This is a genomic window from Flavobacterium sp. C3NV (genome assembly GCF_046825355.2).
GTDB lineage: Bacteria > Bacteroidota > Bacteroidia > Flavobacteriales > Flavobacteriaceae > Flavobacterium.
In genome coordinates this window covers 175,339-187,391 of sequence record NZ_JBKQBJ020000002.1, presented here as the reverse complement: position 1 = coordinate 187,391, position 12,053 = coordinate 175,339, and the positions used below count along the sequence as shown (strand labels likewise).

The 12,053-nt window shown below is 34.3% G+C and carries 14 protein-coding genes; all 14 read right to left on the bottom strand.

Annotation, left to right across the window (positions count from 1 at the left end; genetic code table 11):
- Nucleotides 1–16 precede the first annotated feature (16 nt).
- Nucleotides 17–295 (bottom strand): DUF2805 domain-containing protein, encoded by a 279-nt coding sequence (locus ACIDC4_RS03690; RefSeq protein WP_055098339.1) that lies wholly within the window; start codon nucleotides 293–295, stop codon nucleotides 17–19.
- A gap of 120 nt (nucleotides 296–415) precedes the next feature.
- Entirely contained in the window at nucleotides 416–1,243 is an 828-nt protein-coding gene (locus tag ACIDC4_RS03685) for a sterol desaturase family protein (RefSeq protein WP_412041796.1), read from the bottom strand.
- Nucleotides 1,244–1,383: 140 nt separating this feature from the next.
- Nucleotides 1,384–1,626 carry a GlsB/YeaQ/YmgE family stress response membrane protein gene (locus ACIDC4_RS03680; RefSeq protein WP_230036627.1) on the bottom strand — a complete coding sequence of 81 codons (243 nt, stop codon included), beginning with the start codon at nucleotides 1,624–1,626 and terminating at the stop codon, nucleotides 1,384–1,386.
- Between the two features lie 30 nt (nucleotides 1,627–1,656).
- Nucleotides 1,657–2,364, bottom strand: a complete 708-nt coding sequence (gene aqpZ, locus ACIDC4_RS03675; protein ID WP_230036629.1) for an aquaporin Z — start codon at nucleotides 2,362–2,364, stop codon at nucleotides 1,657–1,659.
- A 29-nt stretch (nucleotides 2,365–2,393) separates the two neighbouring features.
- Nucleotides 2,394–2,750: a DoxX family protein gene (locus ACIDC4_RS03670; protein WP_412041795.1), complete on the bottom strand. Its 357-nt coding sequence runs from the start codon at nucleotides 2,748–2,750 to the stop codon at nucleotides 2,394–2,396.
- A gap of 87 nt (nucleotides 2,751–2,837) precedes the next feature.
- On the bottom strand, nucleotides 2,838–3,734 hold the full coding sequence (locus ACIDC4_RS03665; protein ID WP_194615340.1) for an EamA family transporter: 897 nt from the start codon (nucleotides 3,732–3,734) through the stop codon (nucleotides 2,838–2,840).
- Nucleotides 3,735–3,947: 213 nt separating this feature from the next.
- The gene (locus ACIDC4_RS03660) at nucleotides 3,948–5,090 is read right to left on the bottom strand and encodes a peptidylprolyl isomerase (RefSeq protein WP_412041794.1); all 1,143 of its coding nucleotides are present in this window, start codon (nucleotides 5,088–5,090) and stop codon (nucleotides 3,948–3,950) included.
- A gap of 38 nt (nucleotides 5,091–5,128) precedes the next feature.
- Nucleotides 5,129–6,208: a peptidylprolyl isomerase gene (locus tag ACIDC4_RS03655; protein WP_412041793.1), complete on the bottom strand. Its 1,080-nt coding sequence runs from the start codon at nucleotides 6,206–6,208 to the stop codon at nucleotides 5,129–5,131.
- Nucleotides 6,209–6,224: 16 nt separating this feature from the next.
- A complete protein-coding gene (gene gldI, locus ACIDC4_RS03650) occupies nucleotides 6,225–6,899 on the bottom strand; it encodes a gliding motility-associated peptidyl-prolyl isomerase GldI (RefSeq protein WP_412041792.1) in 675 nt (224 codons plus the stop codon).
- Nucleotides 6,900–6,905: 6 nt separating this feature from the next.
- Nucleotides 6,906–7,910: a DHH family phosphoesterase gene (locus ACIDC4_RS03645; RefSeq protein ID WP_412041791.1), complete on the bottom strand. Its 1,005-nt coding sequence runs from the start codon at nucleotides 7,908–7,910 to the stop codon at nucleotides 6,906–6,908.
- Between the two features lie 466 nt (nucleotides 7,911–8,376).
- The gene (locus ACIDC4_RS03640; RefSeq protein WP_412041790.1) at nucleotides 8,377–9,636 is read right to left on the bottom strand and encodes a voltage-gated chloride channel family protein; all 1,260 of its coding nucleotides are present in this window, start codon (nucleotides 9,634–9,636) and stop codon (nucleotides 8,377–8,379) included.
- A 237-nt stretch (nucleotides 9,637–9,873) separates the two neighbouring features.
- Entirely contained in the window at nucleotides 9,874–10,257 is a 384-nt protein-coding gene (locus ACIDC4_RS03635) for a RidA family protein (RefSeq protein ID WP_173970431.1), read from the bottom strand.
- Nucleotides 10,258–10,607: 350 nt separating this feature from the next.
- Nucleotides 10,608–10,913 (bottom strand): chaperone modulator CbpM, encoded by a 306-nt coding sequence (locus ACIDC4_RS03630; protein ID WP_412041789.1) that lies wholly within the window; start codon nucleotides 10,911–10,913, stop codon nucleotides 10,608–10,610.
- Complete coding sequence (locus ACIDC4_RS03625; RefSeq protein WP_412041788.1) at nucleotides 10,906–11,832, bottom strand: DnaJ C-terminal domain-containing protein; 927 nt, start codon at nucleotides 11,830–11,832, stop codon at nucleotides 10,906–10,908. The genes ACIDC4_RS03630 and ACIDC4_RS03625 overlap by 8 nt, the downstream gene beginning before the upstream one ends.
- Nucleotides 11,833–12,053: the final 221 nt, after the last annotated feature.

Genomic DNA, 12,053 nt, shown 5'->3' with positions numbered 1-12,053 from the left:
TGTCAGGAGTTCTGTGTTAGTCTAGCTTGTTTTTTATATAATATTTACCATCCAGATCTTCGTCAAAATCATCTATTTTAACAGGCTTTGGTTTTGGTTTATTTGCAATTGCCTTTTTTTTCCACATTTCAAATTTTTCAAGTGGCATCTTCTTTTTCATGATTTCCAGAACTTCTTTTTCTGCCAATCCAAATTCCTTTTTAATGATCTCAAATGGATTTTTTTCTTCTAAGGCTAGCGAAACAAGTTTTTCGGTTTGCTCCCAATTCAATTCTTTGCGGTTACTCTTTTTCATCACGTGAAAATTAATTCAAAATAGGGGTTAATGATTAATAGATTGATTTTCAATTTAAGTATCAATATTAATAAAAAAAATAATTAGTTGGTTCGATCTGGGATATTTTTTTTAATGATTTTAACTGTTTTTTGCAGATCTTGATTTTTGAAACGGAATTTGCAATAAATTTTGCAATTTGTTGTTTTCTTCAGGTTCCATATGTGTATCAACTCCGTAAATTAATTCTTCTTTTGGAAGTGTCGTAAAAGTGCCAAAAAGCCGATCCCAAACTGAAAAAATATTTCCGTAATTGCTATCAGTATAAGGTAAAACATAATGATGATGTACTTTATGCATATTGGGTGAAATGATAAAATAACTCAAAAAGGAATCAAATTTAGGAGGCAAAGAAATATTAGCATGATTAAACTGCGAGAAAATAACGGATAAACTTTGATATAAGAAAACCATCCACATGGGGCTTCCTACAATCAGAACGCCCAGAGTAGTAAAAATAAACCGAATGACACTTTCTCCCGGATGATGTCTATTGGCGGTTGTGGTGTCGATCCAGGTATCGGTATGATGAATGATATGAAAACGCCAGAGAAATTTTATTTTGTGCTGAACGAGATGCGCTAAATAAGCTCCAATTAAATCCAATAAAAGAAGTCCTATAATGGTATACAACCAAATTGGTATTGCGGGCAGCCATTGCAATATTCCAAAATGATTTTCTGTTGTCCAGTTCGCTGTTTTAATGAGGATAAAAGCCAATACAAAATTTACAATAATGGTAGTGAAGGTCAAAAAGAAATTGATGCCTGCGTGCTGCCATTTTCTGTATTTCATTTGAAACAGCGGGAAGGTATTTTCGATGAGCCAAAAGATAGTAATTCCTCCCACCAGAATTAAACTTCGATGGGTAGACGGAATGGTGCTGAAATATGCTATAATATCATTCATAAGTAAAATTTAGATTGATAAAAAAGTGTAATCTGTTTTCTATGAAGAAATTAATTTAAAATACAGGCATATAAAAAAAGAGAAAACCGAATATAAATATATCAGATTTTCTCTTTAAAAGTAAGTTATAAGGTGTTTTTTTATGCTTTTTTAATCAGGCTGATTAAAAACAGTAATACCCAGGCTCCTCCAACAGCAATTAAAATTTGCCAAAGAAGTCCGCCGCCGCCAATGCCAAGATTGCCGGCAATCCAGCCACCAATAATTCCGCCAATGATCCCGACGATGATATTACCCAATAATCCAAAACCTGCGCCTTTCCAGATTTGGCCAGCAAGCCATCCTGAAATTGCTCCTATAAGTAAAAAATATAAAAATGCCATATGATGTTTTTTTAGTTGAATTGAATTTGATTAAGCTGCGTCGTGATTTTGTAACAACGTTTTGTATAAAAATCCGGCTACAATGGCTCCTAAAATTGGTGCAACCCAAAATAACCAAACTTGTGCTAATGGCTCTCCTCCGGTAAAAATTGCCTGAGATAAAGATCTTGCAGGGTTTACAGAAGTGTTCGTAATAGGAATACTGATTAAGTGAATTAGAGTTAATGCCAAACCAATTGCTATACCGGCAAATCTTCCGTTTGCAAATTTATCTGTAGCCCCAAGGATTACCAATAAGAAGAATAATGTTAGAACAAATTCTGCAATAAATGCTGATGCCATAGAATAGTTGTCAGGAGAGAACGCTCCGTAACCGTTTGAGGCAAAAGCTCCGGCTTGTGTGTTATTGATTGCATTTCCTGCTTTTCCTGACCAGATGATGAATAATGTTCCGGCCGCAGCAAGTGCACCAACGCATTGTGAGATAATGTAAGGTAAAAGATCTTTTGCCGGGAATCTTCCGCCGGCCCAAAGACCAAATGATACTGCCGGATTAAAATGTCCGCCAGAAATATGCCCTACAGCATATGCCATCGTTAATACTGTTAAACCGAAAGCCAATGCAACTCCTGCAAATCCAATTCCTAAATTAGGAATTCCAGCAGCAAAAAGTGCGCTTCCACAACCTCCAAAAACTAGCCAATAAGTTCCAAAGAACTCTGCAAATAATTTTTTCATAATAAAATAATTTAATTAATAGTTGATTGTTAAAGGGTATATTGGTATGCCCAAAAAATCAAAACAAATTGTAAGGGCAAACGTACAAATAAAATCCAATTTGGTAAACCAAAACTTGCTTTTTTATTTTGATACATAAACAGATTTGCAGGAAATACAGCAATTAATAGTGCAATAATTCCCCACGCAGCAAAATTTGTTGTGTAACTAACCATTAGGAGTATGCCAAAAACAACTTCGGCAACTCCGCTTAAAATATTTATTAATTTGGGGTTGGAGAAAAAGGGCGGAATGATTCTGATATACATTCCGGGATTTCTAAAATGATTTAATCCGGCAATAATATAGAGCGCTGCCATTAAATATAAATGCCAAGGTAAATTCATGATAATTAAATGTTTATCACGAATTTATAAAAAAATTAACAATTATTACATTACAAGTCACTTTTTTTTAGATCCTCATAAAATAAGTTAATTTTTACGTTTAAAATTGACATTCATAATAATTATGGCAAGAATGATCAGGACGATTCCAATCCATTGAGAAAGAATTACTTGTTCGTCTAATAATACATAAGCCATCATGACAGAAACAGGAAGTTCAAGTGCTGAAACGATACTTCCTAAACCAATTCCGGTTAATGGAAAACCTGCAGTCATAAGCATAGGAGGAATAATAGTTCCGAAAAGAGCCAGGATGATTCCCCATTTCATGAAGATCTCAAAGTTAAAAGGAGTAACCTGAGTAGCAATTGCGAATGAAAATACAATTACAGCTCCACCTAAAAGCATATATAAACTACGTTGTGCTGATGAAATCTCTGTAGCAACGCTATTTGCCGTAAACATAGTTGTAGTAAATGAGGCTGCTGCCAAAACTCCCCAGGCAAGACCACGCCAGTCAAGATCTACATCATTATGAATGATATTGGTAGCCAGAACAGTACCAATAAGTACAATAATTACAGCAATTACTTTTTGTTTTGAGGGTAATTTTTTTTCTAAAAACATTTCCAGTAAAACTCCCATCCAAACGGTTTGCATTAATAAAACAATACCAATAGAAACGGGAATGTATTTTACAGCCAGATAATAGAATAAACTTGTCATACCTAATGATGTACCGGCAAGCATTAAGCTGAATATGTTTTTTTTGGTCGCTTTTACAACCTTGTCTTTATGTTTTGCTTTTTGAAAAGCGTTTATCAATAAAATACCAATGATTCCTAATATAAATTGAGATGTGGTTACTTCGGCAGTTGTATATCCTTCTGAATAAGCCATTTTTACGAAAGTAGCTAACATTCCGTAAGTTGTAGCGCCTATTGCGACTAAAAATACTCCCTTTAATACATTGTTTTGTGACATCTTAACTTGTTTAGATTAAAAAAATAAAGCCGGCAAAGGTAAGCTATTTTGTTTAGGATTTAATAGAAAACAGCGAGAAACATTATTATGAGTTTGGTTTAGATCTTATTTTATACTCTAATATTGTGAATTTGATATAATTGGATAAAATAAAAAACCCTTCAAAATTCTATATTTTGAAGGGTTTGAATATATTCTGATAAAATAAAAATCTTATTTTGCTGCAGGCTGATTTTGGTAGGTTTCAATTTCGAAAACCAAAGTAGAGTTTGGCGGAATAACTCCTCCGGCACCCTTTTCTCCGTAAGCTAAATTTGAAGGAAGAAAGAAAATTGCTTTTTCTCCGTCAGTCATCATGTCTAATGATTCAATGAAACCAGGGATCATTCCGTCTTTTTTACCTACTGTAAACGGGAAAGCCTGGTATCCTTTTTGAGCATCGCGGTTTGCATCATATTTGCCATACGCTTTTGCTACGCTTGCAATACTGCTGTCAAAAAGATTTCCATTTTCAAAATACCCTGCGTAGTGGAAATAAATATTAGAACCTTCGGCACCTTTTACACCAGTTCCTTTTTTAGTAACTACATATTGTAAGCCTGATGCAGTTTTAGTTGCTTTCGCTTTAGTAGCGGCAAAATAAGCTGCTTTTTCAGTTACTACTTTTTGAGATTCAGCTTTTTTAGCTTCTTGTTTTTTTGCATCATCAGCTAAAACTTTTACAGCATTAAACTTTTTAGCAGCGTCACCTTTGCGGGTAATGGTAATTTTCGTCATGATATCATCCTGAACAATTTTATTTACATTATCCATTCCTGAAACTACATGACCAAAAATCGTATGTTTTCCGTTTAACCACGGAGTTTCTTTATGCGTGATAAAAAACTGGCTTCCGTTTGTAGCAGGACCAGAATTTGCCATGGCAAGAACACCGCCTTTTTCAAATTTTAATTCTTCAACAAATTCATCTTTAAAAGAATATCCAGGACCTCCAGAACCATTTCCGTCCGGATCTCCACCCTGAATCATAAAGTCATTGATTACTCTGTGAAATTTTAATCCGTCGTAAAAAGGTTTTCCTTTAAGTCTTTCCACTTTTACATTAGGATTATTTCCTTCTGCAAGTGAAATAAAGTTAGCTACCGTTACCGGAGTTTTTATGTATTCTAATGATACAACAATATCTCCTTTTGTAGTTGATATTGTAGCAAAAATTCCGTCGTTTGGATTGGTTGCCGGAGCCACTTTTGTCGCTGCTTTTGTTGCAGGCGCTTTTGGTTTTGCTACGGGTTTCTTTGTCTGAGCCTGAATGTTTACTACTGCCAGGCAAAATAAAAATAGAAATTTAAACTTCATGATTTAGAATTTAAGTCTATATTGATTTTATAAATAATTTATTGTGGCTTTTCTAATAATTGAATTTCGAAAATAATGTTAGCGTTTGGCGGAATAACTCCTCCTGCACCAGTTGCTCCGTAAGCTAAATGAGACGGAATAAAAAGTATTGCTTTATCTCCAAATGAAAGTTGCTCAATTCCTTCTATAAATCCAGGAATCATACCATCTTTACGACCTGCCTGAAACGGAATTGGCTGGTAACCGTGTTGATCTGCTCTTGCTGCATCAAATTTTCCGAAAGCTTTATTTACCTCTTCTACGCTTGAGTCAAACAAAGTTCCGTCTTCTAAGAAACCTGAATAATTAATGTACAATTGAGTTCCTGCAGTTGGTTTTTTACCTGTTCCTTTTTCAGTAATTAAATATTCTAAACCTGAAGTTGTTTTAGTTGTCTTTGGTTTGACAGAGGCAAAATAAGCTACTTTTTCTTTTTGAACTCCTGCGTATTTACCTTTTTCTTTAGCAATTTCAGAGAAATAATCGTGAAATACTTTTACAGCATCAAACTTTTTAGCGGCTTCACCATTTCTGATAATTGTTACGGCAACGATCGTATCGCCTTGTTTTACCTGATTTACAACTTCCTGACCTTTGTCTACAACATGACCAAAAATAGTATGTTTTCCGTCTAACCAGGGAGTTTCAACGTGCGTGATAAAAAATTGACTGCTGTTTGTTCCAGGTCCGTTATTAGCCATTGCCAAAACTCCTGCTTTGTCAAATTTTAAATCTGTGATTTCGTCTTTAAATTTATATCCTGTATCTCCTGAACCAGTTCCTTCCGGATCTCCAGTCTGAATCATGAAATTTTCAATAACTCTGTGAAATTTTAATCCATTAAAAAAAGGTTTATTCTTTAGATAGTCTTTTGTTACAAACTCGTTTTTACCTTCGGCTAAAGTGACGAAGTTTGCAACAGTAACTGGTGCTTTTGTATAATCTAATTCAACAATAATGTGCCCTTTATTGGTTTCAATATCTGCATATAAACCATCAGGTAGGTTGCTGTGCTCGTCTTTACAAGAATATAATGAGCTAACGGTAACAGCAAGTAATAATAGAATACTCTTTTTCATTTTTAAAATGTTGTTTTTATGGGTTTATTGTATCTTTTTTAGTTGGAGCTGCAGGTTTTGGTGTTGCAGGTTTTGGAGCAGCTGTAGTGGTTGTAGTGGTTGTAGTGGCAGTCTGACCCGCTACAGGCGTTGGTTTAGCCGCCGGATCCGGTACAAAATTACGAAGCGTAACGGTGCAAATTAAGGATTGATTGGTTCCTATTTTTTTGTTGTCTCCATGATATCCATAGGCAATATGCGAAGGAAATAAGAAAGTTACGGTTTCATTTTTATGCATCATTTTGATACCATCGCGCAATCCCATCATGATTTCCTGTTTGTCTACATAATAAGTTTGAGGGCCAAGATCAGCTTCAGAATAAATAATTTTACCGTCTATGTCTTTTACTTCCAGATTAAAATAAGCAATATCTCCTTTTTTAGGTGTCGAAAGATCTGTTGTGTTTTTTTCGTCATAATACAACCAGTATCCTTTTCTGGTAGCGTAATATTTTATTTTCGGATTGCTTTTGATTATCTTTTTAATAACCTCCTCTTCGTTGGCTACTAATTTTTTGTTTCTGTCCACCGATTTTTTCATGAAAGTACCCGAAGCCTGAGAAATAGGTCTTCTGGCTTCTTCGTGTTGCTTACAGCTCACCAATAAAACAGCAAAAAGTAGGGGGTAAATGCTTAGTTTTAAGTAGTTCATATGGGGTTATATTTTTAGTTTATTTACTAAATCTTCAAATTTCTTCACGGTTTCTTCCATCGAAACGTCAGATCTTCCGCCGGCCGCATTGCTATGTCCGCCACCATTAAAGTGATCTCTTGCAAATTGGTTGACGTCGAATCCGCCTTGTGAACGGAAAGAAATCTTGATAATTTTCTCGTCTTTATTTTCGATAAAAATAGCAGTAAAAACAATACCTTTTATACTTAGTCCGTAATTAACGATTCCTTCAGTATCACCTTTTACATAATCAAAGGAATCCAGTTCTGCCTGAGTAAGTGTAGTATAGGATGTTTTGTGTTGCTCAAGCACTTTCATATTCTGTAAAGCGCGACCTAATAATTGCAAACGGCTGTATGAACTATTATCAAATAATAAAACAGGAATCTGAGTGTTTTCGACTCCTAAATCTATTAGCTCTGCAATGATTCTGTGGGTGTTTCCTGTTGTTCCCGGAAAACGGAAAGAACCTGAATCAGTCAATATTCCGGTATAGATACAAGTGGCAATGGTTTTGTCTAAATCTTCTTTTCTACCTAAAAAAGAAATGAAGTTATACACCATTTCGCAAGTTGATCCAAACGAAGTATCAGAATAGGTATAAGCTGCATAATCATCCGGTTTTTGGTGGTGGTCGATCATGATAAACGGAGCCGTTAGCTTTGCTAAAGTATGTTCCATTTCGCCAGTACGATGAAAAGCATTAAAGTCTAATGTAAAAATCAACTCAGCTTCTTCTAATATTTTGGTGCAGTTTTCAGTGTCTTTTTCGAAGATTTTTACGGTTTCAGAACCTGGTAACCAGGCTAAAAAATCAGGAAAATCATTGGGAGCAATCACAGTTGGCTGATGATTGTTTTTTAATAAAAAATGGTATAAACCTAAGGTTGAACCCATAGCATCCCCGTCAGGACCTCTATGTGGAATTATGGCGATTTTCTTTGGGGTAGCGAGTAACAATTGTATCGCTTGAATATCTTGTATTTTCATAGTGTGCGAATTTACATTTTTTTAATGTAATGTTGAAATCATTTTACAGATTAACACACTTTTATTAGTTGACAGTTTTCGGTCGCTCCCGATAGCTATCGGGATCAGTCTCAGTTTTCAGTTTTCTGAAATAGAGTTGATTGAAAAAAAGTAATAATGGTACGCAGATGAAACGGATTAGCTAAAGCGAAAACGCGGATTTTAAACGGATTTTTTCTTTTTGGAATTTGGGATTTGCTTTTTGGAATTTAAGTTTTTTTATTTCACAGAGATTCTCAAAGAAAGCTCAGAGATTCACAAAAGGAGTTAAAATAAGACTGATTTGTTTTCGTTGGAATTTGGAATTTATTTTTTGGAATTTGAATTTATACGCAGACAAAACGGATTCGCTAAAGCGAAAACGCAGATTTAAACGGATTTTTTTATTTTGAAAATTGAATTTCTTGCTAGTATTGGAATTTGGAATTTAATTTTTGGAATTTTTCTTTTCTATTGGATTTTGGAATTTAAAAAATTGGAATTTATTTTTCGACACAATTTGCGATTTATAAATTCCCACAGAGCCCGAAGAAAAATAAGCAATTGTACAGGCAATGGCAATAAATAATCCGGGTTGAATGCCAAAAAGTTCCATTCCCATAATAGTGCAGGCGATAGGCGTGTGGGTTGCTCCCGAAAATACTGCAACAAATCCCAAACCTGCTAATAGTGCAATTGGCAACGGGATTATTAAGGATAAAGCGCTTCCTAAAGTGGCGCCGACAAAAAACAATGGAGTTACTTCGCCGCCTTTAAATCCTGCTCCTAAAGTAAAGCCAGTGAATAAAATTTTAAGTAAAAAATCGTACCACATATTGGCATTCGAAAATGAATCTACAATAACCGGAACACCTAATCCTGCAAATTTTGTTAAACCAAAACCCGCTATGGCAATCGCCAGAATTATTCCTCCTATAAAAGGACGTAGTGGCGGATATTTAATTTTAGAAAAAAGTGAACCCCAAAAATGTGTACTTCTGGAAAATAGTAAAGCTGCAAAGCCTGATAAAACTCCAATGATGATAACGTAGCATAAAGTTGAAATGCTAATTTCAGGAACAGTAGGAATACTGTAATGCGTATGTTTTACCTGCCAGAATTCTACGGTAAAATATGCAACGTAAGCTACTAAAAAAGATAAAATAATGCTTTTGAAATTGATTTTACTAAAGTATAAAACCTCCAAAGCAAAAATAGCGCCCGCTAACGGAGTTCCAAAAACCGATGCAAAACCGGCACTGATCCCGAGGATAATTAGAATCTTTCTTTCGGAATTATCTAAATTAAAAATCCTGGTAAATTGATCGGCAATTGCTCCTCCCATTTGAACAGCAGTTCCTTCTCGACCGGCAGAACCTCCAAATAAGTGAGTAATTAAAGTTCCTAAAAGCACCAAAGGAGCCATCTTGAACGGAATAACTTTTTTGGGATTTTCGTATTCTTCGAGCAATAAATTATTTCCTTTTGCAACAGATTCTCCCCAATAATAATAACTGAATCCAACTAATAATCCGCCGAAAGGCAAAAGCCAGATAATCCAGTTGTGGTGAATTCTAAATTGTGTTACAAATTCTAAAGCAACCAGGAAAAAAGCTGATGCAGATCCGGATAGAAGACCTATCAAAACGCATATCAAAATCCATTTGAAAGTGGTCAGGAATATTTCTTTTAGTTTTTGAGAAGTCATTAATTATTTAAAGAAAAAGTTTGCCACGAATTTCACTAATTTTCACTAATTAATAGCTTTTTGATTGTGAAAAATAAAAAAAGAAATCTTTTAAATCTTTAACGCGGCTAGTTCTATTTAGGAGTGGCAAAAAAAAATGAAAAATTTTAACCACAAATTCCGCAAATTTTCACAAATTAATAGTTTTAGCAAAAAAACAATTAGCGAAAATTTGTGCAATTTGTGGTTAAAAAATATTTACTGTACAACAGCTGTAAATTCAATTTCGACTAAATATTCAGGTGCAACGAGTTTGCTAATTTCATAAAAACCTGTTGTAGGTTTTACATCTTTAAAAAATGAAGCGTGAGCTCTTGCAACTTCTTCGAAAGAAGTAATATCGGTAGTGAAAATTCGGGTTCTGATTACGTCTTTCATTCCAACATTCAAATCTTCCAAAACTTTTTCAACACGTTCCAGGATGTTGTAGGTTTGAGCATAAGCATCATCGGCTTTTACTTTTTCGCCATCAACAATAGCCACAGTTCCTGAAACTTCAATGATATTACCAATTCTTACCGCGCGGCAATATCCCATTTTGTCCTCCCAAGGTGATCCTGTCAAGATGTTTTCTCTTTTCATTTCTTTATATTTTATTGAATTTGTTTCTTCGATTTCAAATCAAATTCAGGTTAGTTAATTTCGCTGCAATTTATAAAATATACAACTGATAAAGAACCAAATTAGATTGAAATCAATTCGTAAAACGTTCTTTTTTGTGATATTTTGAGGAGTAAGTTTTATTTTCTTGCCACAGATTAAAATGATTCTAAGGATTATTTATTGCGTAAAAAATTTTGCCACGAATTACACAAATTTACACCAATTTTAATTCGTTTAATTTGTGTAATTCGTGGCGAAAAAACACTTACAGCATAAATCATTTTAATCTGTGAATCCCGATAGCTATCGGGAGTGGCGAAAAAAAATCATTATTCAATTTGATGGTGCTGATAAAGGCGAAGTTTATTTTGAGTTGCAGTAAGGTTTTGTTGCAATACTTCGATTTTGTCTAAAAGATTTGCAATGACATCAATACCTTCTAAATTGATTTTAAGGTCATAATGCAGGCGGATCATTTTTTCTACAGCGGGTAATTGTTCCGGTTGTAGATATTCATCTTCTTCAAGAAAAATAATTTTCACTAAACCATAATTATGAAGCTCTGTTATAAAAGTGTTTTCAATTTCGTGATACAGACAAAACTGTTTTATTTGAATTAAGTTTTTACTATTCATGATTTCTTAATTTAGCTAGTTCTTCGAATAATTCTTTTTCTTTTGCCGATAATTTTGTTGGAATTTTTAACGTATAAGTAATGTACAAATCCCCAAACTGATTGTCTTTTTTATATATTGGAAAACCTTTTCCTTTCAGTTTTACTTTCGTTCCGGGTTGAGTTTCCGGAGCTACCTTTATTTTTACTTTTCCGTCAAAAGTGTTTACATAGATTTCGCCTCCTAAAATGGCCGTGTATAAATCCAGGTCAACATCAGCATATAAATTATTGCCTTCACGTTTAAATTCTGAATTATTATCAATTAAAAAAGTAATGTATAAATCCCCGTTTGGTCCGCCATTTGCGCCCGGTGCTCCATGATTAGGAATTTTTATAATTTGTCCGTTTTCGACTCCGGCCGGAATTGTAATTCGGATATTTTTGCCGTTTACCGTTAGATTTTGTTTGTGCGTAGTATAAGCTGAAGCTAAGTCAAGTTGCAATTCGGCATTAAAATCCTGTCCGCGGTATTTTGCCTGACCTCTTGAACTTCTTCCTGAAGAACCGTACATAGAATTGAAGAAATCAGAAAAATCACTTCCTGAAAAATCTCCTCCGCCAAAATCAGAATAACTTTGATTGCCGCCTTGCTGTTGTCTGGAATATTGTTGCTGTTGGTTAGGATCGTAACCTGCTTTTTCGAATTCAGCAGCATGTTTCCAGTCTTTTCCGTATTTGTCGTATTTTTTACGATTTTCGGGATTGCTTAAAACTTCGTTTGCTTCATTGATTTCCTTGAATTTTCTCTCTGCTTCCTTATCATTCGGATTCAGGTCTGGATGATATTTTCTGGCCAGTTTTCTATAGGCCTTTTTAATCTCGGCTTCAGTGGCCGATTTTGTGATATCTAATACTTTATAATAGTCAATGTAGTCCATTTGCTTGTATTTTTATAAAGATAAATTAAAATCTTGAAGTTACTCATAACTTATTAAATGTCAAAGTAAAAAGAGCATTTTTGTATTAAAACTCTTGTTTTAAGAAATTTGAATCAGTATTTCTTTTATTTAAGTTAAATCTTACTTTTTTGTAGGTATATGTAATTATTTCTTATATAATTGCAGAAATAAACCTACAAATATTTGTAGAATCTAACCTT

Bases quoted from the DNA above. Each gene is read 5' to 3' on its own strand.
- ACIDC4_RS03690 (WP_055098339.1), bottom strand. From the start codon at position 295: ATGAAAAAGAGTAACCGCAAAGAATTGAATTGGGAGCAAACCGAAAAA.
- ACIDC4_RS03685 (WP_412041796.1), bottom strand. From the start codon at position 1,243: ATGAATGATATTATAGCATATTTCAGCACCATTCCGTCTACCCATCGA.
- ACIDC4_RS03680 (WP_230036627.1), bottom strand. From the start codon at position 1,626: ATGGCATTTTTATATTTTTTACTTATAGGAGCAATTTCAGGATGGCTT.
- aqpZ (WP_230036629.1), bottom strand. From the start codon at position 2,364: ATGAAAAAATTATTTGCAGAGTTCTTTGGAACTTATTGGCTAGTTTTT.
- ACIDC4_RS03670 (WP_412041795.1), bottom strand. From the start codon at position 2,750: ATGAATTTACCTTGGCATTTATATTTAATGGCAGCGCTCTATATTATT.
- ACIDC4_RS03665 (WP_194615340.1), bottom strand. From the start codon at position 3,734: ATGTCACAAAACAATGTATTAAAGGGAGTATTTTTAGTCGCAATAGGC.
- ACIDC4_RS03660 (WP_412041794.1), bottom strand. From the start codon at position 5,090: ATGAAGTTTAAATTTCTATTTTTATTTTGCCTGGCAGTAGTAAACATT.
- ACIDC4_RS03655 (WP_412041793.1), bottom strand. From the start codon at position 6,208: ATGAAAAAGAGTATTCTATTATTACTTGCTGTTACCGTTAGCTCATTA.
- gldI (WP_412041792.1), bottom strand. From the start codon at position 6,899: ATGAACTACTTAAAACTAAGCATTTACCCCCTACTTTTTGCTGTTTTA.
- ACIDC4_RS03645 (WP_412041791.1), bottom strand. From the start codon at position 7,910: ATGAAAATACAAGATATTCAAGCGATACAATTGTTACTCGCTACCCCA.
- ACIDC4_RS03640 (WP_412041790.1), bottom strand. From the start codon at position 9,636: ATGACTTCTCAAAAACTAAAAGAAATATTCCTGACCACTTTCAAATGG.
- ACIDC4_RS03635 (WP_173970431.1), bottom strand. From the start codon at position 10,257: ATGAAAAGAGAAAACATCTTGACAGGATCACCTTGGGAGGACAAAATG.
- ACIDC4_RS03630 (WP_412041789.1), bottom strand. From the start codon at position 10,913: ATGAATAGTAAAAACTTAATTCAAATAAAACAGTTTTGTCTGTATCAC.
- ACIDC4_RS03625 (WP_412041788.1), bottom strand. From the start codon at position 11,832: ATGGACTACATTGACTATTATAAAGTATTAGATATCACAAAATCGGCC.